Genomic DNA, 24,723 nt, shown 5'->3' on the forward strand with positions numbered 1-24,723 from the left:
TCCTTAGGCGGCTGCGTGCTCGGAGATGAGCGCGCGAGCGGCATCGAGGTCGTCGGGGGTCTTCAGCGCGAGGGTCTGCACACCGGGTAGCGCGCGCTTGGCGAGGCCGGTGAGAGTCCCGCCCGGGCACGCCTCGATGAGTGCCGTGACGCCCAGTGCCTTGAAGGTCTCCATGCACAGGTCCCAGCGGACCGGGTTGGCGACCTGGCCGACGAGCCGGGAGATGACCTCGTCGCCGGTGGCGACCGTCTTTCCGTCGGCGTTCGAGACATACGTCACGGTCGGGTCGGAGACCGCGAGCGCCGAAGCGGCCTCGCGGAGACGGTCGACCGCGGGAGCCATGTGATGCGTGTGGAAGGCGCCGGCGACCTTGAGCGGCACGACACGGCGCACGCCCTCGGGCATGTCCTTGGTCAGCGCGGCGATCTGCGCGGCGGTGCCGGCGGCGACGATCTGGCCGCCCCCGTTGACGTTCGCCGGGGTCAGCCCGAGCATCTCCAGGTGCGGGACCGTCACCTCGGGGTCGCCGCCGAGCAGCGCCGCCATACCGGTCTCGGTGACCGCTGCGGCGTCAGCCATGGCGAGCCCACGGGTGCGGACCAGGCGGAGCGCGGCCTCGTCGTCGATCACCCCGGCGAGAGCGGCAGCAGTGATCTCACCAACGCTGTGACCTGCGACGACAGCGGGCGACGCGGCAAGCGCGGAGGCGGACAGCAGACCCGCGGCGACCAGCAGCGGCTGCGCCACCGCGGTGTCGCGGATCTCGTCCGCATCGGCCTTCGTGCCGTAGTGGGCAAGGTCGAGCCCGATGGCGTCGGACCAGGCCGCGATGCGGTCGGTGGCACCGGGGAGGTCGAGCCAGGGAGTCAGGAAGCCGGGCGTCTGAGCGCCTTGGCCGGGAGCGACGAGTACGAGCACCCTCACACTCTCTCTTGTGAACGGTCCTGAACGCCCGTGGGGACAGGGACGAAGAACCGTAGGGGGAATTGTTGATGTCCGACAAAAGTCTAGGACTGGGTATCTCTGTCGGCCAGACGCCCCAGAATCAGGGCGATCCGCAGCGTGAACGCGGAGCGGACATCGGAGGGCGACCATCCGGTGACGTCCGTCACACGTCGGAGCCGGTAGCGCACGGTGTTGGGGTGGACGAACAACATCCGGGCTGCGCCCTCCAGGCTGCTCGCCTGCTCCAGATACACACTCAGCGTTTCCAGCAGCGCGGAGCCCGCCTCTTCGAGCGGTCTGTAGATCTCCTCCACCAACTGGTCCCGTGCGGCGGGGTCGCCCGCGATGGCGCGCTCCGGCAGCAGATCGTCCGCCAGGACCGGCCGCGGGGCGTCCTGCCAGGCGCTGCACGCCTTGAGCCCGGCGGCTGCGGCCTGCGCGGACCGGGTGGCCGCCAGCAGGTCGGGCACCACCGGTCCGGCCACCACGGGACCGGCCGCATACGGGCCGATCAGGGCCTTCGCGACGTGCAGCGGGTTGTCGCTGCCGCCCGCGACGACGACCAGCCGGTTGCCGAGCACCCCGGTGAGCACCTGGAGCTTGGCGTGCCGGGCGGCCCGCCGGATCGCCTCGACGGTCAGTTCGCTGTCGCCGTCCGGGGCCGTACCGAGCACCACACAGACATGCTCGGGGGAGTTCCAGCCGAGCGCGGCGGCCCGTGACACGGCGCCCTCGTCGGCCTCGCCGGACAGCACCGCGTTCACCACGAGCGATTCGAGCCGGGCGTCCCAGGCGCCGCGCGCCTCGGCGGCCTGCGCGTACACCTGGGCGGTCGCGAAGGCGATCTCCCGCGCATAGACGAGCAGCGCCTCGCGCAGCACGGACTCGTCGCCGGGGGCGGCGACCTCCTCGATCGCGGCCTCCATCACCTCGATCGTCGTACGCACCATCTCGACGGTCTGGCGCAGCGTGATCGCCCGGGTCAGCTCGCGCGGAGCCGTACCGAACACATCGGTGGAGATGGCCTGCGGCGTCTCCGGGTGCCGGAACCACTCGGTGAAGGCGGCGATCCCGGCCTGGGCCACCAGACCGATCCAGGACCGGTTCTCCGGGGGCATCGCCCGGTACCACGGCAGCGACTCGTCCATGCGGGCGATCGCGTTCGCGGCCAGCCGGCCGGAGGACTGCTCCAGTCGCTTCAGGGTCGCGGCATGCAGGTGGGCGTCATTCGCAGCGGGCTGCTCAGGATCGGGTCGGGGCACGGACACAAGACTGCCTTATCGGGGCACGAGCACGGAGGGCCGGGGCGGCCGCGGGTCGTACTGCCCGGTAGAAGGCGGACATCTTCTGCCCGGCCGCACGTGCGCCGCGCCGGGATACCGTGGAGCCGTGATTTCCGTACAGCGCGCGGACGACCGGTATCCGGGCGGGGACGAGGCCGCGGGCATCGTGTCCCGGCACGCCTTCTCCTTCGGCTCCTTCTACGACCCGGACAATCTGCGCTTCGGCGCGATCCTGGCCTGCAACGAGGAGCGGCTGGCGCCCGGTGCGGGCTTCGACGAGCATCCGCACAGTCACACGGAGATCGTGACCTGGGTCGTCGAGGGCGAGCTGACCCACCGGGACTCGGCCGGTCATGCCACGCGCGTACGGGCCGGGGACGTCCAGCACCTCAGCGCGGCGGCTGGTGTGCGTCACGTCGAACGCAACGACGGGGACGTGCCGCTGACGTTCCTTCAGATGTGGCTGGCGCCGCTCGAACCGGGCGGCGAACCCTCGTACACGACCGTCGCCGGCATCGCCGACTCCACCCCGTACGCCCTCCCGGAAGCCGCCGCGATGCTGCACGTGCGCAGGCTGGCCGCGGGGGAGCGCACGGCGGTGCCGGACGCGGCGCGGGCGTATGTGCATGTGGTGGCCGGAGAGGTGCGCCTCGACGGCGAGACGCTCGGCCCGGGGGACGCGGCGCGGATCACGGGGGCGGTGGGGCTGGAACTGGCGGCGGAGATACCGGCGCAGGTGCTGGTGTGGGAGCTGTCCAGCTGACCGGGGCCGCGCGCCGTCACCCCCGGTCGCTCCACCGCCGTCGCCCTGCGGGCACTACCGCGCCGAACGTCCGAGCTCCGAGAGCACCGCGTCCGTGAAAGGCGACCACACCTCGGCCGCCCACGGCCCGAAGGCCCGGTCCGTCAACGCGACGCAGGCCGCACCGGCGGCGGGGTCGATCCACAGGAACGTACCGGACTGGCCGAAGTGCCCGAAGGTCGCCGGGGACGAGGAAGCGCCCGTCCAATGCGGCGACTTGTGGTCGCGGATCTCGAAACCGAGCCCCCAGTCGTTGGGGTTCTGGTGACCGTAGCCCGGCAGGACGCCCTTCAGGCCGGGGTGCACGACGGTCTGCGCGGCGAGCACTGTCCGCGGGTCGAGCAGCCGCGGAGCCTGCACCTCCGCCGCGAACCGCACCAGGTCGTCGACGGTCGAGACGCCGTCCCGGGCGGGCGAGCCGTCCAGCGTGGTCGACACCATGCCGAGCGGCTCCAGGACCGCCTGGCGCACATACTCGGGGAACGGGATGTCGGTGGCCTTGGCGATGTGGTCGCCGAGCACCTCGAAGCCCGCGTTGGAGTACAGGCGCCGGGTGCCGGGAGCGGCCGTCACCCGGTGCTCGTCGTAGGCCAGCCCGCTGGTGTGGGCGAGCAGGTGCCGGACGGTGGAACCCTCCGGTCCGGCCGGTTCGTCGAGGTCGACCGCACCTTCCTCGTACGCCACGAGCGCGGCATAGGCGGCGATCGGCTTGGTCACGGAGGCGAGCGGGAAGCGGTGCGCGGTCGGCCCGTGGGTACCGACGACGGTGCCGTCCGCTCGCAGTACGGCGGCCGCCGCGGTGGGGACGGGCCAGTTCTCGATCATCGCCAGGCTCTGCATGCCTACGAGACTAAGACCTGCCGCCGAAGCCCCGGCATCCGGCCGGTGGCCGGAAAGCCTGCCACCGATTGTGCTTGCTTCGAGTGCACTCCAAGGTTCTAGCGTGGAGGTCATGACGGTGATGGAGAGCACTTCCGCAGCGACGGACAACTGTGCATCGGCCCCGCGGGCGCATCCGCGCCCCGAGGGCCAGGACCGCTACACCATCAGCGAGGTCGTCGCCTTCACCGGGCTCACCGCGCACACCCTGCGCTGGTACGAGCGGATCGGACTGATGCCGCACGTCGACCGGTCGCACACCGGACAGCGCCGCTTCACCAACCGGGATCTGGACTGGCTGGCCTTCGTCGGCAAGCTGCGGCTGACCGGGATGCCGGTCGCCGACATGGTCAGGTACGCGGAGCTGCTGCGTGAGGGCGAGCACACCTTCGAGGAGCGGCAGGAGCTGCTGGAGGCGACCCGCCGCGATGTGATGACGCGGATCGCGGAGCTCCAGGACACCCTCGCCGTTCTCGACTACAAGATCGACTTCTATGCGAGCGCCCGCCGGGCGCCGGAAAGGCCTTGCGGCTGATGACTGACAACAAGATCGCCACCGTGGAGCTCGGCGACGGCGGCCCGCAGGTGGGCGTGCAGGGGCTCGGCTGCATGGGCATGAGCGAGTTCTACGGGGACACCGACGAAGCCGCCGCCCGGGACACCCTGGAGGCCGCGCTGGAGGCGGGCGTCACGCTCTTCGACACCGCGGACATCTACGGGAACGGCGCCAACGAGACGTTCCTCGCCCCGTTCGTCGGGGCGCACCGGGACGAGATCACGCTCGCCACGAAGTTCGCCATCGAGCGGAAGGCCGACGACCCGCAGTACCGGGCCGTGCGCAACGACCCCGCGTACATCCGGCAGGCCGTCGAGGACAGCCTGCGCCGGCTCGGCACCGACGTCATCGACCTGTACTACATGCACCGCCGCGACCCCGCCGTCCCGCTGGCCGAGTCCGTCGGCGCGATGGCCGAACTGGTGCAGCAGGGCAAGGTCAGGCAGCTGGGTCTGAGCGAGGTGACCGGGGCGGAGCTGCGCGAGGCGTACGCCGTGCACCCGATCGCCGCCCTGCAGTCCGAGTGGTCCCTCTTCAGCCGGGACGTCGAGCGCAGCGCCGTGCCCGCGGCGGTCGAACTCGGGGTGACCTTCGTGCCCTACTCGCCGCTCGGCCGCGGCTTCCTGACCGGGGCGTTCGCCGACGCCGCCAAGGACCTGTCGAAGGGCGACTTCCGCCAGTACCAGCCCCGCTTCACCGGCGACAACGCAAGGACGAACGCCGCCCTCCTGGAGCCCGTCCACAAGATCGCGGCGGCACACGGGGCGACGGCCGCGCAGGTGGCGCTCGCCTGGGTGCAGCAGCGCGCCGAGGTGCACGGCCTGACCGTGGTCCCGATCCCCGGCACCCGTAAGCGCAGCCGGCTGCTGGAGAACGTCGGGGCGACCCGGCTCACCCTCACGCCGCAGGAGCTGGCCGTGCTGGAGCCGATCGCGGGCCAGGTGGCGGGCGACCGCTACCCGGACATGAGCTCGACGTCCGCAGCGCGCGAATAGGGCCTGCGCACGCCGCCTACAGTTCCGCGAGGAGCTCGGCCTTCTTCGCGCTGAACTCGTCGTCCGTCACCAGACCGGCCTGGTGCAGTTCCCCGAGGTGCCGGATCCGCTCCGCGATGTCCGCCGGATCGCGCCGCCCCGCAAGCGCCAGTGCGGTGGCCGGTGCGCCGGCCGCGGAGTGTTTCCGGCGTACGGACTCCAGTACGGCAGCGGCGAACGGCAGTGACTCGTGCACCGGGCCGTAGCCGAGACCGAAGATCACCGCGGCCGGGTCCTGATCGGCCTGGGTGGGCCGGGGGGCCACCGCCTGCGGACCGGGCGGCACGGCGTCGGTACGGAGTGCCGCACCCGGCTCCGTGACCCCGCCGGCTCCCGTGCCCACGCTCTCCGCGCCCCGTGGCACCAGCCGCAGATAGCCGTCGAAGGCCTCCGGCGAGCGCCACTCGATCCCGCTCAGCTCGCTGACCGGAAAGGTCTGGTCGCCCGCCTTCCACTTCGCCGTCGAGGCGCCCGTCCAGAACCACCGGAACGAGATCCGGTCCCCGTCGAAGCTGGCCCTGCCGTCGTACGCCTTGAACTGCATCGGTGCCACGGGCGCCGCGACCAGGAAGCGTTCGGCGGGCTCCGCCGCGTCCGGCCCGAGCAGGGCGCGCAGCTCGTCCGCGTAGTACTCGGCGAGCGTCTCGCGTTCGGCCGGCAGGACCAGCCGGTAGGGATCGCAGCCGTCCTTCAGCTGCCCGGCCGCCGCCTCCAGCAGCGGATCGGCGCCGGGTCTCGGCACCGCGTGCAGCACCACCGTGCCGCGCTTGCCCGGGGTCAGCGTCACCGACGACAGCGCCGCGTGCGGAATGCGGCGTTCACGCAGACTGTGGAACAGCTTCGGCGTGCGGATCCCCCGTTCGAAGCGGATGAGCACGGAGTCGGTGTCGAACTCCCAGGTGGCATGAATTCCGGCCAGCACATCACCCATGTGCCTCATCGTATGCGGCACTTGCCCGCACGTCCCCCCTCGGAGTACGCCGCAGTTCATGGTCCGTTGCGGCTTTCTACGCGCGTCAGACGTCTCAGGCGCCGGAAATTCCCTCGCGACAGGCGCTGTCGGCGCTCGCACAGGTCACCGAACCGTAGGCGCCGACACCGATGGCCGCGAAGTTGCTGAGGCTCTCGGTGCCCGGCTCGAAATAGCCGCTGTGCCCTCGCGCGTCGCCCGCCGAGGCGACGCGCGCGCCGAACCCCCGGTCCACCGGATCGGCCCCGTGGCCGAGCCCGCCGACCTCCATGTTCGGTACGTCCTCGATCCAGTCGTCGCGGTCCCGCATCGCCCAGACATCGGCTGTGGTGTGCAGCTGCGCGGCGTTCTGCACCCGCATGCCGGGGCTGCCCGCGACCGCGATGTCGGTGACCCGGGAGGGCAGTTCGTGCGCGGCGACACCGCACAGCACGGAGCCGTAGCTGTGGCAGAACAGCGAGACCTTCGACGTGCCGGGCAGCGCGCCGACGAGCGCGCGCAGCCGGACCGCACCGCGCTCGGCGAGGTTTCCGAGGACGGCGTCCATCCCGATGCCGGCGGGCGCGGTGTAGTCGGCCCAGGCGATGACCGCGGTCCGGGTGGCGGGCCTCGCGGTGCGCTCCGCCGCGTACAGCGATTTCGCCATGCCGACGGGGGCGGCGTTGGTCTTCGCCCCGGACCGCTCCAGCGTCATCAGGTTCGTGTCGACGCCGGGCACGACCAACGAGACCCGCTGGGCCCTGTCGAGATCGCCGAAGACCTCGGCGGCGTGGCCCCTCCCGGACGGGTCGAAGGCCAGGAAGTGCCGGCCGTGGGCGAGCATCGACTCGAAGCGCTGCATCCGCCGGAACGCGTCGTCGCGGCCCTCGGGGGAGAGCCGGGCGTCGTGCATGCGCTCCTGTTCGACCGTCCGTGCCTGCTTCAGAGCCCGCCGGTTGGCGTGGTAGCGCAGGGTGACCGGGGCGCCGTTCAGGTTGCCGACGACCAGGGGGTAGGTGTCGGCGAGCGCGGTGCGCTGCGCAGCGGTGAGCGACGCGAAGAACGTGGCCAGCCGGCGCGGCGGCGCATCGACGTCCGGCAGGGCGTGACCCGCTATCCGGCCCCGCGCCCAGGAGGTGAGCGCGATGTCGCGTGGCTCGTCGGAGCGTTGGTGACGCACGGCGGTCCAGCCCGTGGTCGCCAGCATCACGAACACGACCGCGACGGCGAGGAGTGCGCGCCATGCGGTCAGCGTGGGGGAGGAGTCGAAGGAAGTCACTGCCGCCCACCCTAGGAGACGCACGGCGACTGCTGTGAAGCGGGTGACGCACGTCACCCGACAATCGGGAATCGAGGGGGAGTTTCCTTACGCTCCGTGCGCGCGCCGCGCACGCTCCGCCGCACTTCCACGCCTCGTGGGTACTCCATGTGGCGGTCGTGGCACGGCTGTTGTGAAGTCCGTCATGCTCGCTTGTGAGGCATTCGGCACACGGGTGCACGGAATTGGACTAATTGTCAGGTTTGTTCGTTGTGGGTCGTCGGCCTCTCGGCGGTCCGTTCGACCGGCGTGCGCCAGTTCTCCGCAAGTGCTGGTCCGAGATGGTCCAGGTAGCGCTCGGTCAGTGCGCGCAGCGACTCGATACCGGTGTCCTGCCCCTGTCCCCACAGCTGCCCGGTCACCCGCATCACTGCGGAGAACGCGGCGACGGCGACCCGCGGCCGCGGGTCCGTCGCGACGTCGAGACCCTCGCGTGCGGCCACCACCTCGGCGATCTGGTTCTCCAGGTCGATGCTGCGTCGCAGGTGGGCGGCGAGCAGTGGGGGCGTCGACTCGATCATCCGGTACGTGCGCATGTGGAGTTCGACCGTGACGAGCTCCTCGATCGCCTCTCCGATGCTGTTCCAGGCGCACAGCACTGCGCTGCGCATGGCCGTGAACGGATTCTCCGCGGCGGGCCGTCGGCGCAGTTCCGAGAGGAAGCGCGACTCCACCATCTCCTGGACGGCGAAGGTGACCTCCTCCTTGCTGGCGAAGTAGCGGAAGAAGGTGCGCTGCGAAACACCCACGGCGTCGACGATCTCGTCGACGGTGGTCTCTTCGTACCCCTGGGTGGTGAAGAGTTCCAGGGCGGCGTGCAACAGGGCGTCCCGGGTGTGCCGCTTCTTGCGCTCGCGCAGTCCGGTGGGGTGCACCACGGCTCGCTGCCCCTCGGTCACTGAACTGGTCCTCTTTTCTGCTGTTTTGTTCCGCTCAGCGTACCTGTGGGCTACATGTGGGTTACCGACTCGTGAAATGGTTTGTCAACTGTCAGTGGCTGACACTAATCTCCCCCGCATGACTAGTCAGACCACCGTAGAAAAGGCGTCGCGGGAGCCGCAGGACACCCTCGCTCCCGCCCCGGCCAAGGGGCTGCGCGGCCACCCCTGGCTGACGCTCTTCTCCGTGGCCATCGGCGTGATGATGGTCGCGCTCGACGGCACGATCGTCGCGATCGCCAACCCCGCCATCCAGCAGGATCTCGGTGCTTCGCTCGCCGAAGTCCAGTGGATCACCAACGGCTACATGCTGGCCCTCGCGGTCTCCCTGATCACCGCGGGCAAGCTCGGTGACCGGTTCGGTCACCGCCAGACCTTCCTGATCGGTGTCGTCGGCTTCGCCGCGGCATCCGGGGCCATCGGCCTCTCCGACAGCGTGGCCCTGGTCATCACCTTCCGGGTGCTGCAGGGCCTCTTCGGCGCCCTGCTGATGCCCGCCGCGCTCGGCCTGCTGCGCGCCACCTTCCCGGCCGAGAAGCTGAACATGGCGATCGGTATCTGGGGCATGGTCATCGGCGCCTCGACCGCGGGCGGCCCGATCCTCGGCGGTGTGCTCGTCGAGCACGTCAGCTGGCAGTCCGTCTTCTTCATCAACGTGCCGGTCGGTGTGGTCGCGCTCCTGCTCGGCGTGGTGATCCTCAGGGACCACCGGGCGGACAACGCGCCGCGCTCCTTCGACATCGGCGGCATCGTGCTGCTGTCGCAGGCGATGTTCTGCCTGATCTGGGCACTCATCAAGGGCGCCGAGTGGGGCTGGGGCGACTTCAAGACGGTCGGCTTCCTGGCGGCCGCCGTCGGCCTGTTCGTGGTGTTCGCGTTCTCGCAGAAGAACGTCAGGGAGCCGCTGATCCCGCTGGCGATGTTCCGCTCGGTGCCGCTGTCCGCGGGTGTGATCCTGATGGTGCTGATGGCGTTCGCCTTCATGGGCGGACTGTTCTTCGTCACCTTCTACCTGCAGAACGTGCACGGCATGAAGGCCGTCGACGCGGGTCTGCACCTGCTGCCGCTGACCGGCATGATGATCGTCGGATCGCCGCTCGCGGGTCTGCTGATCACCAAGCTCGGCCCGCGCGTCCCGCTCGTCGGCGGCATGGTGTGCACGGCGGTCGCCATGTTCGGCATGTCCCAGCTGAACACCGGCACCGGCACCCTGGCCATGTCCATCTGGTTCGGTCTGCTCGGCCTCGGCCTCGCGCCGGTGATGGTCGGCGCCACCGAGGTCATCGTGGGCAACGCCCCGATGGAGCTCTCCGGCGTCGCGGGCGGTCTGCAGCAGGCCGCCATGCAGGTCGGCGGCAGCCTCGGTACGGCGGTGCTGGGCGCGGTGATGGCCTCGCAGGTCGACTCCCACCTGGCCGACAACTGGGCGGCCGCCGAGCTTCCGCCGCTCTCGCCCCAGCAGCTGGACCAGGCATCGTCGGCCGTCGAGGTCGGCATCCCGCCGGTGGCATCCGACCTGCCTGCGCCGGTCGTGGAGAAGATCACGAGTGTCGCGCATGACACGTTCGTGTCCGGCATGAGCACCGCGTTCATGGTCGCCGGCATCGTCGCGGTGGTCGCGGCACTGGTCGCCACGCTCACCAAGCGTGGTGCGAACGCCGAGGCAGGCGCGGGCGCGGGCCACATCTGATCCCGTCACCGGCCTTCGCCGGCCCTCGCGCGCCGACGGCGCCCGAGCGTCAACATCGTGCATACGACAGCCCCGCCGGACCTCTCCGGCGGGGCTGTCGCCTATCCGGGTGGTCTCGCCCGGGACCTCTTCCGGTGGCTCTGCGCCGCAGGTCAAGGTCGGTGCAACTGATCCACATCACCACGGGGGTTGATTGACATGCGTACGACCGTGCTTGCCGCCGCACTGGCCGCCACCGCCCTGATCCCACCGGCCGCGTCCGGGGCCGCCGCACCGGCCGCGCACGCCGCGCCCGTCCGCCTCGGCACCTGCGAGAGCGGTCAGCTCTGCCTCTGGGAGAAGCCGGACTTCACCGGCGCCCGGCAGATCCACGAACTGTCCGGCACCGACATCGACAGCTGTGTCCCGCTGCCGCCGGGCAGGAAGGTGCAGGCGCTCGCCAACCGCACCGGCCGCCCCGTCACCACCTATCAGTCGGCGGAGTGCGCCGAGACCGGCGAGTTCGAGACGTATCCGGGCGGTGGGACCTGGGTGCCGCAGTCCCCGTACCAGGTCAGGGCGTTCAAGATCTGGGAGAGCTGACCGGAGGAGCGGCCGCAGGACCGGCCGGAGACCGGCGAAGGGCGGCGGACCAGGAGGTCCGCCGCCCTTCGGCTCACCCGTCGGTCGTTCTTACGGGGCGGTCGTGCTTACGCGTCGCCGCCGGCCGCGCCGGGATCGGCCGCGGCCACATCCAGCAGGTCGTACCGGTCGATCGCCGTCTTCAGCACCGAACGGTCGATCCTGCCCGCCTTGGCGAGCTCGGTGAGCACCGCGAGGACGATCGACTGCGCGTCGATGTGGAAGTACCGGCGGGCCGCTCCCCGCGTGTCGGCGAAGCCGAAGCCGTCCGCACCCAGCGACTGGTACGCGCCGGGCACCCAGCGTGCGATCTGGTCCGGTACGGAACGCATCCAGTCCGAGACCGCCACGAACGGGCCCTCGGAGCCGGAGAGCTTCTGCGTGACGTACGGGACGCGCTGCTCCTCCTCCGGGTGCAGAAGGTTGTACCGCTCCGTCTCCACCGCCTCGCGGCGCAGCTCGTTCCAGGAGGTCGCCGACCAGACGTCGGCCCTGACGTTCCACTCGTCGGCGAGGATCTGCTGCGCCTCGACCGCCCACGGGACCGCCACACCGGACGCCATGATCTGCGCCGGGATCGCGCCCTTCTCGCCGCTCCTGAAGCGGTGGACGCCCTTGAGGATGCCCTCGACGTCCACGTTCTCCGGCTCGGCCGGGTGCTGGATCGGCTCGTTGTAGACGGTGAGGTAGTAGAAGACGTCCTCGCTGTTCTCGCCGTACATCCGGCGCAGGCCGTCCTTGACGATGTGCGCGATCTCGTACCCGAAGGCCGGGTCGTACGCGACACAGGCCGGGTTCGTCGAGGCGAGCAGCTGCGAGTGGCCGTCCGCGTGCTGGAGGCCCTCACCGGTCAGCGTCGTCCGGCCGGCGGTCGCGCCCAGCACAAAGCCGCGCGCGAGCTGGTCGGCCATCTGCCAGAACTGGTCACCGGTGCGCTGGAAACCGAACATCGAGTAGAAGACGTACACCGGGATCAGCGGCTCGCCGTGCGTGGCGTACGCGGAACCGGCGGCGATCAGTGACGCCGTGCAGCCGGCCTCGGAGATGCCGTCGTGCAGCATCTGACCGGTCGGCGACTCCTTGTACGCGAGCAGCAGATCGCGGTCCACCGCCTCGTACTGCTGGCCCAGCGGGTTGTAGATCTTCGCGCTCGGGAAGAACGCGTCCATGCCGAAGGTGCGGTACTCGTCGGGCGCGATCAGCACGAAACGCTTGCCGATCTCCTTGTCCCGCATGAGGTCCTTCAGGATGCGGACGAACGCCATGGTCGTGGCGATCGACTGCTGACCCGAACCCTTCTTCGCGGTCGCGTACGTCTTGTCCTCGGGGAGGACCAGCGGCTTCGCGCGCACCACACGGGTCGGGACATAGCCGCCCAGACCCTTGCGGCGGTCGTGCATGTACTGGATCTCTTCCGAGTTGCGGCCCGGGTGGTAGTACGGCGGGTAGCCCTCGTCGAGCTGCTTGTCCGTGATCGGGATGTGCAGCCGGTCGCGGAACCGCTTGAGGTCCTCGACCGTGAGCTTCTTCATCTGGTGGGTCGCGTTGCGGCCCTCGAAGTTCGGTCCGAGCGTCCAGCCCTTGACCGTCTGGGCGAGGACCACCGTCGGCTGGCCCTTGTGCGCCTTGGCCGCCGAGTACGCCGCGTAGACCTTCCTGTGGTCGTGGCCGCCTCGGCCCAGGTGCAGGATCTGATGGTCGGACATGTCCTTGACCATCTCGCGCAGCCGCGGGTCGTCGCCGAAGAAGTGCTCACGGATGTACGCGCCCGTCTCGGTGGCGTACGTCTGGAACTGGCCGTCCGGAGTGGTGTTCAGCTTGTTGACCAGGATGCCCGTGCGGTCCTGCGCGAGCAGCGGGTCCCAGGTGCGGTCCCAGACCAGTTTGATGACGTTCCAGCCGGCACCGCGGAACTGCGACTCCAGCTCCTGGATGATCTTGCCGTTGCCGCGCACCGGGCCGTCGAGGCGCTGCAGGTTGCAGTTGACCACGAAGGTCAGGTTGTCCAGGCCCTCACGGGCGGCGATGGAGAGCTGGCCGAGCGACTCGGGCTCGTCCATCTCGCCGTCGCCGAGGTACGCCCAGACGTGCGACTGGGAGGTGTCGGCGATGCCGCGCGCCTCCATGTACCGGTTCATCCGCGCCTGGTAGATCGCACCCAGCGGGCCGAGGCCCATCGAGACCGTCGGGAACTCCCAGAAGTCCGGCATCAGCCGCGGGTGCGGGTAGCTGGACAGACCGTTCGGGGCCTTCGACTTCTCCTGGCGGAAGGCGTCGAGCTGCGCCTCGCTCAGCCGGTCCAGGAGGAACGCGCGGGCGTAGATGCCGGGGGAGGCGTGCCCCTGGAAGAAGATCTGGTCGCCGCCACGGCCGTCGTCCTTGCCGCGGAAGAAGTGGTTGAAGCCCACGTCGTACAGCGAGGCGGAGGAGGCGAACGTGGCGATGTGGCCGCCGACGCCGATCCCCGGACGCTGTGCGCGGGACACCATCACGGCCGCGTTCCAGCGCGTCGCGTTGAGGATCCTGCGCTCGATCTCCTCGTCGCCGGGGAAGAACGGCTCGTCCTTCGTGGCGATCGTGTTCACGTAGTCCGTGCTGCGCATCTCCGGCACGGCGACACGCTTCTCACGTGCGCGTTCGATGAGTCGGAGCATCAGATAGCGGGCCCGCTCACGGCCGCGCTCGTCGACGGCGGCGTCGAGGGAGTCGAGCCATTCCTGGGTCTCTTCAGGATCGAAGTCCGGGACCTGGCTGGGAAGGCCGCCAATGATGATCGGGTTGCGATCGGATCCGGAAGCCACGCTGTTCCTTCGCTGTTCGGTGGTGCTCTACGGGGCCTGGTAACGGGAGGCATGCCCCCGGGATGTATGCACGTACGCCCTCACCATCGTGTACCGCGAGGACGCAAACGTCACCTCTACCGAGGGGTAACCCTCAGGTCGTGAGACATCACGTCCGGTGCACGGGGAAGGTCCGGCAGGCGGGGCGGGACCAAACCGCAACCATACGCCCAAGCCGTCCAAGCGTTCCCAAAGGCTGTTCGACTCCGATTGGCGGACCGAAACGGCATAAGCTGTTCAAGGACGTAAAGGGTGTGGACGGGCGGCGCCGATGCCCGCAGCGAGACATGCCGATCGTGCGGCGACGTGGCAGGGAACGTCACCGTTTAGGCGGTCTCGCACGCTGGGTACTTGCGCGATCCGCCGCGCCCGTGTGGACTACGGCCAACGCCCCGCGCACGCGCGTGGCTGAAGCATTTTCCGAAACATGATCAGGAGGCAACCCGTGAGCGCGACCGCGGACCACGCGGAGGAACGGACCAACTCGGCTGCACGGCTGGGGTTCGAGCCCGGACAGGTGGTCCAGGAGATCGGCTACGACGACGACGTCGAGCAGGAGCTCCGTGAGGGCATTGAGGCCACTACCGGCCAGGAACTCGTCGATGAGGACTACGACGACGTCGCTGACGTCGTTCTGCTGTGGTTCCGCGACGAGGACGGCGACCTTACGGACGCGCTGGTGGATGCCATTGGTCTGATCGAGGACGGCGGTGCGGTCTGGCTGATGACGCCGAAGACCGGCCGCGAGGGATACGTCGAACCGAGCGACATCAACGAGGCTGCTCAGACAGCCGGTCTTTCCCAGACCAAGAGCATCAATGCGGGCAAGGACTGGACGGGCAGCCGTCTGGTCACCCCGAAGTCGGCCAAAGCCAAGCGCTGAACCGCACTCATCACGAGGCCCCCGCCGGTCGTGCACCGGCGGGGGCCTTCGTATGCCTTCGTGTCCCTGTGCCGGGGTCCCCCCGCGCCGTCTTCGTGCGCTCCCCGGGTGCCGCGCGGGCCGCCGACGGCTCCGCACAAGGGCTCTGCGTAGGGTGGGAGTCCACCCGGACAGCCCAGCCCGGTGAAGCAGTGAAGGGACGCGTTTTCATGGCGATCGAGGTCGGTACCAAGGCCCCGGATTTCGAGCTCAAGGACAACCACGGCCGGACCGTGAAGCTCTCCGACTTCCGCGGCGAGAAGAATGTCGTGCTGCTCTTCTACCCGTTCGCCTTCACCGGCGTGTGCACGGGTGAGCTCTGCGCGCTCCGCGACGAGCTGCCGAAGTTCGAGAACGACGACACGCAGCTGCTCGCCGTCTCCAACGACTCCATCCACACCCTGCGCGTCTTCGCCGAGCAGGAAGGCCTCGAGTACCCGCTGGTCTCGGACTTCTGGCCGCACGGCGAGACCTCGCGGGCGTACGGCGTCTTCGACGAGGAGAAGGGCTGCGCGGTGCGCGGCACCTTCATCATCGACAAGGAGGGCGTGGTGCGCTGGACCGTCGTCAACGGCCTGCCCGACGCGCGGGACCTGAACGACTACATCAAGGCCCTCGACGCGATCTGATCCGGCTGAGGCGGGTTCTTCGGCGACGGCCGGAGACATTCCCGGCGGCGATTCGGGCGATCTCCCGGCGCCCCGGCCAAAAGCCTGTTTTGGCCGGGAACCGGTCACTAGGATCCACTCGTTGATCCGATGCCAACGCACGATGCAGGCGCCGGCACCTGTCGGCCTCTAATGAAACCAATGGGAGGACTCGTGGGAGTCAGCCTCAGCAAGGGCGGCAACGTCTCGCTGACCAAGGCCGCGCCCAACCTGACCGCGGTCATCGTCGGTCTGGGCTGGGATGCTCGTACCACCACCGGCGGAGACTTCGACCTCGACGCCAGTGCCCTGCTGACGAATGCGGCGGGTAAGGTCGGCAGCGACGGGAATTTCGTTTTCTTCAACAACCTCAAGAGCCCCGACGGCTCCGTCGAGCACACCGGTGACAACCTCACCGGTGAGGGCGAGGGCGACGACGAGGTCATCAAGGTGAACCTGGCCGGCGTTCCGGCCGATGTCGACAAGATCGTCTTCCCGGTCTCGATCTACGAGGCCGAGTCCCGCCAGCAGAGCTTCGGCCAGGTGCGCAACGCGTACATCCGCGTGGTCAACCAGGCCGACAACAGCGAGCTGGCGCGGTACGACCTGAGCGAGGACGCCTCGACGGAGACCGCCATGGTCTTCGGCGAGCTGTACCGCAACGGCGCGGAGTGGAAGTTCCGTGCCATCGGCCAGGGCTACGCCTCGGGTCTGCGCGGCATCGCGCAGGACTTCGGCGTCAACGTCTGACCACAGCCCACAGGGCGTGCCCGGGCCGTGCCTGCGAAGGCGCCACGGCGCGGGCCGCGCCCCGCACGTCCTTGTCCGGCGCCGCACCCAGTGCGGCGCCGGACGCGCACCGCAGACGGTTCACCGGCAGACCGTTCACCGGCGGACCGTTCATCGACACACGGTTCATCGACTCGGGGAGGACACACACCATGGGCGTCACGCTCGCCAAGGGAGGCAATGTCTCCCTCTCCAAGGCCGCACCCAACCTCACCCAGGTGCTCGTCGGCCTCGGCTGGGACGCACGATCCACCACGGGGGCCGACTTCGACCTCGACGCCAGCGCACTGCTGTGCCAGTCGGGCCGGGTGCTCGGAGACGAATGGTTCATCTTCTACAACAACCTCACGAGCCCAGACGGCTCCGTGGAACACACGGGCGACAATCTCACCGGTGAGGGTGAGGGCGACGACGAGTCGGTCATCGTGAACCTCGTACAGGTGCCCGCCCACTGCGACAAGATCGTTTTTCCGGTCTCGATCCATGAGGCCGACGCCCGCGGTCAGACGTTCGGTCAGGTCAGCAATGCGTTCATTCGCGTGGTGAACCAGGCCGACGGACAGGAACTCGCCCGCTACGACCTGAGCGAGGACGCCTCGACGGAGACCGCGATGATCTTCGGCGAGCTCTACCGGTACAACGGCGAGTGGAAGTTCCGTGCAGTGGGACAGGGGTACGCGTCGGGTCTTCGCGGCATCGCTCTAGACTTCGGGGTCAACGTTTCGTAAAGCCGCGCACGGCGCGGGGGAGCCCCGCACACACCCGGGGGAGACCCGTTACATACACGATGGGGTAGCCAGTGCTTCTGAAAACCTTCGGCTGGTCGTTCGCGATTACCGCGCTCGGCCTGGTCGCAGCGGTGTTCTACGGGGGGTGGGAAGCCTTCGGTGTCGTCGCGATCCTTTCCGTCCTGGAGATCTCGCTGTCCTTCGACAATGCGGTGGTCAACGCCGGAATCCTGAAGAAGATGAATGCCTTCTGGCAGAAGATCTTCCTCACGGTCGGTGTGCTCATCGCGGTCTTCGGTATGCGGCTGGTCTTCCCTGTCGTGATCGTGGCCATCACCGCCAAGATCGGGCCCATCGAGGCAGTCGATCTCTCCTTCAACCAGCCCGAGCGCTACCAGGAACTGGTCACGGACGCCCACCCGGCGATCGCCGCCTTCGGTGGCATGTTCCTGCTGATGATCTTCCTCGACTTCATCTTCGAGGACCGGGACATCCAGTGGCTGCGCTGGATCGAGCGTCCGCTCGCCAAGCTCGGCAAGGTCGACATGCTGTCGGTCTGCATCGCGCTCATCGTCCTGCTGGTCTCGGCCATGACCTTCGCGACCCAGGCGCACCAGCACGGCGGCGCGCACGCGAACAAGGCGGAGACCGTCCTGCTCGCGGGTGTCGCGGGTCTGATCACGTACCTCATCGTCGGCGGTCTCTCCGGCTACTTCGAGAACAAGCTCGAGGAAGAGGAGGAGCGCGAGCACGAGGCCGAGGAGGAGGCCAAGAAGACCGGCAAGAACGTCTCCGCGGTGGTGCTCTCCGGCAAGGCCGCGTTCTTCATGTTCCTGTACCTCGAGGTGCTCGACGCGTCCTTCTCGTTCGACGGTGTCATCGGCGCCTTCGCCATCACCAACGAGATCGTGCTGATGGCCCTCGGCCTCGGTATCGGCGCGATGTACGTCCGTTCGCTCACGGTCTACCTGGTCCGCCAGGGCACCCTGGACGACTACGTCTACCTGGAGCACGGCGCGCACTACGCCATCGGCGCGCTGGCCGTCATTCTGCTCGTCACCATTCAGTACGAGATCAACGAGATCATCACCGGTCTCGTCGGCGTCGTGCTGATCGGCTGGTCCTTCTGGTCGTCGGTCCGGCGCAACAAGGCGCTGGAGGCCGGCGGCGACGACAGCTCGGGTTCCAAGGCGGAAGTCCCGTCCGGGGTGTGACCCGGTAGGGATTGAGGAACGCTCTCAGCGGGGCGGTCCGTACGGCGACGGTTGTCCGGGAACACCCGGATCCGGCCCGGCGGCCGCCCCGCTGTGATGTGTGCGGGGCCCGGACAGTACCGAGACGTGTGGGGGTTGGGGATGGCGTTCTGGGACGGCCTGTGGCCGAGGCGGGAAGCGCAGTTCGAGGCGGGCAACGCGGCGACCAACTCCATCGTGCTCTCCAAGCGGCACGCCACGGTCTCCCTGACCAAGCAGGGCGCGCTGACCGGCAACCTCCGGGTCAACCTCTCCTGGCGGATGCGTACGTCCGACATCGAGGGCAGATCGCGGCAGAGCGGGCGGCTGCTGCGGCCCTTCAAGCTCTTCCAGCCCGATGTGGTCCAGGCGCACACCCAGGGCGTGGTCAACGTCGACCTGGACCTGGGCTGCATGTACGAGCTGAAGGACGGCACCAAGGGGGTGGTGCAGCCGCTGGGCAACCTGATCGGCGACCTGAACGGGCCGCCGTACGTCAGGCTCAGCGGGGACGACCGCTTCGGGGCGCCGTCGGGGGAGACCGTGTACGTCAACCTCGACCAGCGGGACCAGATCAAGCGGCTGCTGTTCTTCGTGTACATCTACGACCAGACGCCGGCTTTCGACCGTACGCACGCCAAGGTGACGCTCTACCCGGGCAACGGGCCACGGATCGAGATCGAGCTCGACGAGAGAGCCCCCCAGGCCCGCTCGTGCGCCGTGTTCACGGTGGAGAACATCAAGGACGAGCTGATCGTGCGGCGCGAGGTGAAGTTCGTCTACGGCTTCCAGTCGGAGCTGGACCGGCTGTACGGCTGGGGGATGCAGTGGGGGCGCGGCTACAAGTCCCGGGCCTGAGCGCCTGCCCCGGCTCCGGGCCGGGCGCGCGGCGCCTGAGCGCCCGCTCCCGTCCCCCGGCCGGGCGCGCGGCGCCGGTGCGGTCAGGAACGGACGAACTGCGGGCCCTGCGGCGGCAGGACGAAATTCGGGTCGGGGGCGGGCGCCGCGGCGGCCGCGGGCTGCGGATAGCCGTACGCGGGCTGCGCGGCGGCCGGCTGCGGGTAGCCGTACGCGGGCTGCGGAGCCGGGGCGGGTGCGGCGGCCGTCGCGGCCTGCGGATAGCCGTACGCGGGCTGCTGGTGCTGGACCGTGGCCTGTATGTCGGGGGCGGGCGCCGGTGCGGGAGGGAACGCCGGGGCGGGGGCCGGATCGGGCTCGGCCGCGGCTTCCGCCTCGTCCACCGAGATGCCGAACGCGGTCGCGAGGCCGACCAGACCGGTCGGGTAGCCCTGGCCGACCGCCCTGAATTTCCAGCCATCGCCGCGCCGGTAGAGCTCACCGCAGATGATCGCGGTCTCCTCGCCGGTCTCCGGCCGCACATCGAACACCGCGAGCGGATCCCCGCCCGCCGACGCCGCGTCGTACAGCAGGATGCGCAGATCACGGACCTGCTCGAAGGCGGCTCCGTCCGAGGACGCGGCGATGACCACCTGTTCGACCGAGGGGTCGAGTGCGCCCAGGTCGGCCTCGATGGTGTCGGTCAGGCCCTCGGCGACGCTGCGCTTGGGCAGCCGTCGTACCAGGCCGGAGGGGTGCCGGGGCTGGTTGTAGAAGACGAAGTCCTCGTCGGAGCGCACCCGGCCACCGGTGCCGAGAAGCAGGGCCGAGGCGTCCACATCGGGGATCCCGGCGCCCGGGGTCCAGCGCAGCACGGCCCGTACGGCCGTGGCATCGAGGGGGACGTTCGAGCCCTTCAGCATCGCGTGCGTCATGGCGGTCATCCTGCCTGCTGGCTGCCCGTGCAGACAACGTGGGGGCGCATCCCCTGTCTCCGACGTGCGTCGGAACCGTGGCCTCCGGGCCTCGGGAACCGTCGGGAAATGGACGAGTTACCCGAAATTCACGCACGCGGGGAACTGTCGACACCGGTCCGTACGTACTATTACCGGCCACACGTTGTCCGGCCTGTCAGGCAGTACGGGGGAATCACATGCGTCATTTCGGGCACATCTCGCCCGCTGCGCGGAAGGGCCTGTTCCACCGGGAGCCGATCGAATTCGATGCCGGCTCACCCGCCCGCACACTTTCGGCCGCTCTGGGAGCCACCCTGTACTCCCCGGCCACCCGGCCGCGGCTCGCGGACGACATCATCAAGCAGGCCGGTCGCGGCGTCGTCTCGATGGTGCTGTGCCTGGAGGATTCGATCAACGACTCCGAAGTGGCGGCGGCCGAGGAGAACCTGGTCAGGCAGTTCGCCGACCTCGCGGCGCGCGGCGTCGAGCTGCCGCTGCTCTTCATCCGGGTCCGTGAACCGGAGCAGATCACGGACCTGGTGAACCGGCTCGGCAGCTCCGCCTCATTGTTGTCCGGTTTTGTACTTCCCAAGTTCACCGAAGAGCGTGGTGTGCCGTTCATGGAGGCACTCACCAAGGCCGAGACGGCCAAGGGGCTGCGGCTTTTCGCCATGCCCGTCCTCGAATCCCCGGAACTCCTTCATCTCGAGTCCCGCCGCGAAACGCTGCAGGGAATCGCCCGCACCGTCGACACGTACCGGCACCAGGTGCTGGCACTGCGCCTCGGGGTCACCGACTTCTGCTCGGCGTACGGACTGCGCCGGGCGCCCGACATGACGGCGTACGACGTCCAGCTCGTCGCCGCGGTCATTGCGGACGTGGTGAACATGCTGGGCCGGGCGGACGGCACGGGCTTCACCATCACCGGACCCGTGTGGGAGTACTTCCGCCTCCAGGAGCGCATGTTCAAGCCGCAGCTGCGCCGCAGCCCCTTCATGGAGGGCAGGGCCGAGGAACTGCGCACCGAACTGATCGAGCACGACCTGGACGGGCTGCTGCGGGAGATCGAGCTCGACCGGGCCAACGGGCTGCTGGGCAAGACCTGTATCCACCCGTCGCACGTCGCGCCCGTGCACGCCCTGTCCGTGGTCAGCCACGAGGAGTACAGCGACGCGCAGGACATCCTGCGGCCGGAGCGGGGCGGCGGCGGTGTCATGCGCTCCGCATATACGAACAAAATGAATGAAGTGAAGCCGCACCGCGCGTGGGCCGAGCGCACGCTGCTGCGGGCCGAGGTCTTCGGTGTGACGAAGGAAGACGTCGGGTTCGTGGAGCTGCTGACCGCGGGCGTCGCGGAATGAGCGTGTCTCGATGAGCGAGCGCGCAGCGAGGAAAGAGACGGCGAACGTGGTGTGGTCGGGTAGCTGGGTGTCGGAGCGACTGGGAGTCGAGCTCGTCGGCAACGGGGAGCCCGAAGGCGACGGCGAGCTCCGGGAGCTGCTGGGCCTCGCTCTGCGCCGCAACCCCAAGCGGGCCCATCTGCTGGTCTCGAATGTGCTGGGCAAGCATGTGCCGCAGCGCCCCTCCGTGGTGTACGGCACGGGATTCGAGCTCGGCCGGCGGGTGCGTGAGCTCCTCGGGGACGACGCGGCGCGCCGGGCGGTGGTCCTCGGGTACGCGGAGACCGCCACCGGTCTCGGCCACGCGGTCGCCGACGGGCTGGGCGTGGCGCCCTACCTCCACTCGACGCGGCGCCCGGTCGAGGGCGTGGCCCGGGCGGGCGGCTTCGAGGAGTCGCACTCGCACGCGACCTCGCATCTGCTCCTGCCGGAGGACCCGACGCTGCTGGGCGGCGTCGGTGACGGCGGGTGTGCCGGGGAACCGCTCGTTCTGGTGGACGACGAGTTCTCCACGGGCAACACCGTGCTCAACACGATCCGCGCGCTGCACGAGCTGTACCCGCGCGACCGGTACGTCATCGTGGCCCTGGTCGACATGCGGTCGGCGGCCGACCGCGGACGCCTGGCCGAGCTCGCCGAGGAGATCGGCGCACGCGTCGACCTGGTGGCGCGGGGAACGGGCACGATCCGCCTGCCGGACGACGTCCTGGAGAAGGGGCAGGCGTTGGTCGCGGCCCATGAGCCGACGCAGGCCGCCGCCGAGGCCGGTGCCGGAGCGCCGGTGCCGCAGCGGCCGGCCGACGGCCCCTGCACCAGGGTCGAGCTGGAGTGGCCCGCGGATGTACCCGACGGCGGGCGGCACGGCTTCACCCCCGCACACCGCGCGGCCCTGGAATCGGCCCTGCCCGCCATGGCCACCCGCATGGCCGAGGCCCTGGGAGCCGACACCCGTCGCGTACTGGTCCTCGGCTTCGAGGAGCTGATGTACGCACCGCTCCGGCTGGGCACGGCCCTGGAGGAGCGCACCGACGCCGAGGTGCGGTACTCGACCACCACGCGTTCCCCCGTCCTCGCCGTCGACGACCCCGGGTACGCGATCCGCAGCCGCCTCGTCTTCCCGGCCCACGACAACCCCGCCGACGGCCCCGGTGACCGCTTCGCCTACAACGTCGCGGGCGCCGGCTTCGACGCCGTGGTGGTGGTCGTCGACTCCGTCGCCGACACCCCGGAGCTGCACGCACCCGGCGGACTGCTGGTGGAGCTCGCCGCGCACACCTCCCACGTCCTGCTGGCCGTCGTCCCCTCGTACGTCCCGTCGTACGCCCCCACGCCCGCCCCCGAACGGCAGGAAACCCCCATGCTGCCCGAGCCCCTCCGCGGCCCCGCCTTCTCCTCGTACGCCCCGGACGAGGTCGGCTGGCTGCTCCAGGACCTTTCGGACACCGAGCTGGAGGCGCCGACCGAAGAGCGCGAGGAGGCGATACAGAGCGGTGGCGCGCACTACGCCGAATCGCTGCCTGTCGAATACCAGCCGTCCGCCCAGTACCAGGAGCTGTTCAAGGCGGCCCTGGACCTGTCGGCCGCCCGCATCGCACGGGCCGTCGGCGTCGTCACCGAGACGGTCCTCGCCGAGCGCACCCCCCGCCCCGTACTCGTCTCCCTCGCCCGGGCCGGAACGCCGGTCGGTGTGCTGATGCGCCGCTGGGCCCAGCACCGGCACGGACTCGATCTGCCGCACTACGCGGTCTCCATCGTGCGCGGACGCGGCATCGACGCCAACGCCCTGCGCTGGCTGGCCGCCCACCACGACCCGGCGGACGTCGTCTTCGTCGACGGCTGGACCGGGAAGGGGGCGATCACCCGCGAACTGTCCGCGGCACTCGCCGAGTTCGAGGGGTTCGATCCCGAGATCGCGGTCCTGGCCGACCCGGGCGGCTGCGTTCGGACCTACGGCACCCGCGAGGACTTCCTCATACCGTCGGCCTGCCTCAACTCCACGGCATCCGGACTGATTTCGCGTACCGTCCTCCGCTCCGACCTGGTCGGCCCGGATGACTACCACGGCGCGAAGTTCTACCGGGAGCTCGCGGACTCCGATGTGTCCGGCCACTTCCTCGACACCGTCGCCGCGTACTTCGACGAAGTCGTCGACGCGGTGGACGCCGAGGTCAAGGAGCTGCTCACCGCCGACCGTGCCCCCACCTGGGACGGCTGGGCGGCCGTCGAGCGCATCAGCGAGGAGTACGGCATCCACGATGTGAACCTGGTCAAGCCGGGCGTCGGCGAGACGACACGCGTACTGCTGCGACGCGTCCCATGGAAGATCCTCGCCAAGCGGGGCGCGGGCGCCGACCTCGAACACATCCGGCTGCTGGCCGAACAGCGCGGCGTGCCGGTCGAGGAGGTCGACGGACTCCCGTACACCTGCGTCGGACTGATCCACCCGAAGTACACCCGGGGAGCGACGGGCGCGGACGGCAAGTCGGTGGCGTCGCAGTGACCGTTTCGAGGCCCACGACGACGCTGGTCGCCAGCGACCTCGACCGCACCCTCATCTACTCGAGGGCGGCGCTCCAGCTCCTCATGCCGGACGCCGAATCACCCCGGCTGCTCTGCGTCGAGACGTACGACCGCAAGCCGCTCTCCTATCTCACGGAGACGGCCGCCGCACTTCTCGAGGAGCTGGCCCGCACCACGGTCTTCGTGCCCACGACCACCCGCAGCCGTGAGCAGTACGAGCGCATCCATCTCCCGGGCCCCGCACCGAAGTTCGCCATCTGTGCCAATGGAGGGCACCTCCTGGTCGACGGCGTCTCCGACCCCGGCTGGCAGACGCAGGTGGCCCGCCGGCTCGCCGACGAGTGCGCCTCGCTCGAGGAGGTCCGCACCCACCTGGTGGCCGCCGCGGACCCCGCCTGGCTGCTCAAGGAGCGGGTCGCCGAGGATCTCTTCGCGTATCTCGTCGTCGAACGCTCGCTGCTGCCCGCGGACTGGGTGAGGGAGCTGGCCGCGTGGGCGGAGCCCCGCGGCTGGACCGTGTCCCTCCAGGGCCGCAAGATCTATGCCGTTCCCATGCCGCTCACCAAGAGCGCCGCGATGAAGGAAGTCGCCCGCCGCGCCGGTGCCACGCTCACCCTCGCTGCAGGTGACTCGCTCCTCGACGCCGATCTGCTGCTCGCCGCCGACCGCGGCTGGCGTCCCGGCCACGGCGAACTCGCCGACACCGGCTGGAGCGCCCCGCACATCGACGTACTGACCCAACGGGGTGTCGTGGCGGGCGAGGAGATCCTCCGGCGTTTTCTGCGGGCCGCCGCCCCGCAGCCGGCCCTCTGACGGGGGAGAGTGGAACCCGACGAC

23 protein-coding genes are annotated in these 24,723 nt (G+C 69.7%); 14 read left to right on the forward strand and 9 right to left on the reverse strand.

Going from position 1 to position 24,723, the window contains the following annotated elements; translation table 11 throughout:
- Positions 1-3: 3 nt before the first annotated feature.
- Together OG878_RS27025 and OG878_RS27030 are read right to left on the reverse strand one after the other, a co-directional pair.
- Positions 4-918 carry an ACP S-malonyltransferase gene (locus tag OG878_RS27025; protein WP_328891394.1) on the reverse strand — a complete coding sequence of 305 codons (915 nt, stop codon included), beginning with the start codon at positions 916-918 and terminating at the stop codon, positions 4-6.
- Positions 919-1,007: 89 nt separating this feature from the next.
- Positions 1,008-2,207, reverse strand: coding sequence for a PucR family transcriptional regulator (locus tag OG878_RS27030; protein WP_328889176.1), 1,200 nt, complete (start codon positions 2,205-2,207; stop codon positions 1,008-1,010).
- Between the two features lie 127 nt (positions 2,208-2,334).
- Between OG878_RS27030 and OG878_RS27035 the strand changes: the two genes are divergently transcribed.
- Positions 2,335-2,991, forward strand: coding sequence for a pirin family protein (locus tag OG878_RS27035; protein WP_328889177.1), 657 nt, complete (start codon positions 2,335-2,337; stop codon positions 2,989-2,991).
- A 54-nt stretch (positions 2,992-3,045) separates the two neighbouring features.
- Here OG878_RS27035 and OG878_RS27040 read toward each other — a convergent pair whose 3' ends face one another.
- Complete coding sequence (locus tag OG878_RS27040; protein WP_328889178.1) at positions 3,046-3,870, reverse strand: serine hydrolase domain-containing protein; 825 nt, start codon at positions 3,868-3,870, stop codon at positions 3,046-3,048.
- 112 nt (positions 3,871-3,982) lie between these two features.
- Between OG878_RS27040 and OG878_RS27045 the strand changes: the two genes are divergently transcribed.
- The gene (locus OG878_RS27045) at positions 3,983-4,444 is read left to right on the forward strand and encodes a MerR family transcriptional regulator (RefSeq protein WP_328889179.1); all 462 of its coding nucleotides are present in this window, start codon (positions 3,983-3,985) and stop codon (positions 4,442-4,444) included.
- The gene (locus OG878_RS27050) at positions 4,444-5,460 is read left to right on the forward strand and encodes an aldo/keto reductase (RefSeq protein WP_328889180.1); all 1,017 of its coding nucleotides are present in this window, start codon (positions 4,444-4,446) and stop codon (positions 5,458-5,460) included. Before OG878_RS27045 ends, OG878_RS27050 begins: the two co-directional genes overlap by 1 nt.
- A gap of 16 nt (positions 5,461-5,476) precedes the next feature.
- Here OG878_RS27050 and OG878_RS27055 read toward each other — a convergent pair whose 3' ends face one another.
- The 3 genes from OG878_RS27055 to OG878_RS27065 form a co-directional block, all read right to left on the reverse strand.
- Complete coding sequence (locus OG878_RS27055) at positions 5,477-6,430, reverse strand: DUF4429 domain-containing protein (RefSeq protein WP_328889181.1); 954 nt, start codon at positions 6,428-6,430, stop codon at positions 5,477-5,479.
- A 94-nt stretch (positions 6,431-6,524) separates the two neighbouring features.
- Positions 6,525-7,727: an alpha/beta hydrolase gene (locus OG878_RS27060; protein WP_328889182.1), complete on the reverse strand. Its 1,203-nt coding sequence runs from the start codon at positions 7,725-7,727 to the stop codon at positions 6,525-6,527.
- A 236-nt stretch (positions 7,728-7,963) separates the two neighbouring features.
- Entirely contained in the window at positions 7,964-8,665 is a 702-nt protein-coding gene (locus tag OG878_RS27065) for a TetR family transcriptional regulator (RefSeq protein WP_328889183.1), read from the reverse strand.
- Between the two features lie 118 nt (positions 8,666-8,783).
- Between OG878_RS27065 and OG878_RS27070 the strand changes: the two genes are divergently transcribed.
- Both OG878_RS27070 and OG878_RS27075 read left to right on the forward strand, forming a co-directional pair.
- Complete coding sequence (locus tag OG878_RS27070) at positions 8,784-10,394, forward strand: MFS transporter (RefSeq protein WP_328889184.1); 1,611 nt, start codon at positions 8,784-8,786, stop codon at positions 10,392-10,394.
- A gap of 198 nt (positions 10,395-10,592) precedes the next feature.
- Positions 10,593-10,976 (forward strand): peptidase inhibitor family I36 protein, encoded by a 384-nt coding sequence (locus OG878_RS27075; RefSeq protein ID WP_328889185.1) that lies wholly within the window; start codon positions 10,593-10,595, stop codon positions 10,974-10,976.
- Between the two features lie 107 nt (positions 10,977-11,083).
- Here OG878_RS27075 and aceE read toward each other — a convergent pair whose 3' ends face one another.
- On the reverse strand, positions 11,084-13,816 hold the full coding sequence (gene aceE / locus OG878_RS27080) for a pyruvate dehydrogenase (acetyl-transferring), homodimeric type (protein WP_328889186.1): 2,733 nt from the start codon (positions 13,814-13,816) through the stop codon (positions 11,084-11,086).
- Positions 13,817-14,300: 484 nt separating this feature from the next.
- Here aceE and OG878_RS27085 point away from each other — a divergent pair, with 484 nt between their 5' ends.
- The 3 genes from OG878_RS27085 to OG878_RS27095 all read left to right on the forward strand — a co-directional run bounded on the left by OG878_RS27085 (position 14,301) and on the right by OG878_RS27095 (position 16,174).
- Positions 14,301-14,738, forward strand: coding sequence for a DUF3052 domain-containing protein (locus OG878_RS27085; protein WP_030925917.1), 438 nt, complete (start codon positions 14,301-14,303; stop codon positions 14,736-14,738).
- A 209-nt stretch (positions 14,739-14,947) separates the two neighbouring features.
- Positions 14,948-15,406, forward strand: a complete 459-nt coding sequence (locus tag OG878_RS27090; RefSeq protein WP_277326039.1) for a peroxiredoxin — start codon at positions 14,948-14,950, stop codon at positions 15,404-15,406.
- A gap of 192 nt (positions 15,407-15,598) precedes the next feature.
- A complete protein-coding gene (locus OG878_RS27095; RefSeq protein ID WP_277326038.1) occupies positions 15,599-16,174 on the forward strand; it encodes a TerD family protein in 576 nt (191 codons plus the stop codon).
- Here the strand turns inward: OG878_RS27095 and OG878_RS27100 are convergent.
- Positions 16,164-16,367, reverse strand: coding sequence for a hypothetical protein (locus OG878_RS27100; RefSeq protein ID WP_328889187.1), 204 nt, complete (start codon positions 16,365-16,367; stop codon positions 16,164-16,166). The genes OG878_RS27095 and OG878_RS27100 overlap by 11 nt on opposite strands.
- Between OG878_RS27100 and OG878_RS27105 the strand changes: the two genes are divergently transcribed.
- The 3 genes from OG878_RS27105 (at position 16,366) to OG878_RS27115 (ending at position 19,031) form a co-directional block, all read left to right on the forward strand.
- The gene (locus tag OG878_RS27105; protein WP_277326037.1) at positions 16,366-16,941 is read left to right on the forward strand and encodes a TerD family protein; all 576 of its coding nucleotides are present in this window, start codon (positions 16,366-16,368) and stop codon (positions 16,939-16,941) included. The genes OG878_RS27100 and OG878_RS27105 overlap by 2 nt on opposite strands.
- A gap of 71 nt (positions 16,942-17,012) precedes the next feature.
- Entirely contained in the window at positions 17,013-18,155 is a 1,143-nt protein-coding gene (locus OG878_RS27110) for a DUF475 domain-containing protein (protein WP_328889188.1), read from the forward strand.
- 141 nt (positions 18,156-18,296) lie between these two features.
- On the forward strand, positions 18,297-19,031 hold the full coding sequence (locus tag OG878_RS27115) for a TerD family protein (protein WP_328889189.1): 735 nt from the start codon (positions 18,297-18,299) through the stop codon (positions 19,029-19,031).
- 83 nt (positions 19,032-19,114) lie between these two features.
- On the opposite strand, the gene OG878_RS27120 is transcribed toward OG878_RS27115, so the two are convergent.
- Entirely contained in the window at positions 19,115-19,945 is an 831-nt protein-coding gene (locus OG878_RS27120) for a TerD family protein (protein ID WP_328889190.1), read from the reverse strand.
- 218 nt (positions 19,946-20,163) lie between these two features.
- On the opposite strand from OG878_RS27120, the gene OG878_RS27125 reads away from it, so the two are divergent.
- From OG878_RS27125 to OG878_RS27135, 3 genes are read left to right on the forward strand one after another with little or no spacing between them, the layout of a single operon-like run.
- Positions 20,164-21,327 carry an HpcH/HpaI aldolase/citrate lyase family protein gene (locus tag OG878_RS27125; RefSeq protein ID WP_328889191.1) on the forward strand — a complete coding sequence of 388 codons (1,164 nt, stop codon included), beginning with the start codon at positions 20,164-20,166 and terminating at the stop codon, positions 21,325-21,327.
- 10 nt (positions 21,328-21,337) lie between these two features.
- The gene (locus OG878_RS27130) at positions 21,338-23,866 is read left to right on the forward strand and encodes a phosphoribosyltransferase (protein ID WP_328889192.1); all 2,529 of its coding nucleotides are present in this window, start codon (positions 21,338-21,340) and stop codon (positions 23,864-23,866) included.
- Positions 23,863-24,699 carry an HAD family hydrolase gene (locus OG878_RS27135; RefSeq protein ID WP_328889193.1) on the forward strand — a complete coding sequence of 279 codons (837 nt, stop codon included), beginning with the start codon at positions 23,863-23,865 and terminating at the stop codon, positions 24,697-24,699. The genes OG878_RS27130 and OG878_RS27135 overlap by 4 nt, the downstream gene beginning before the upstream one ends.
- The last annotated feature ends 24 nt before the right edge of the window (positions 24,700-24,723 follow it).

It is taken from the genome of Streptomyces sp. NBC_00316 (assembly GCF_036158715.1).
In the GTDB taxonomy this organism is placed as follows: Bacteria; Actinomycetota; Actinomycetes; order Streptomycetales; family Streptomycetaceae; genus Streptomyces.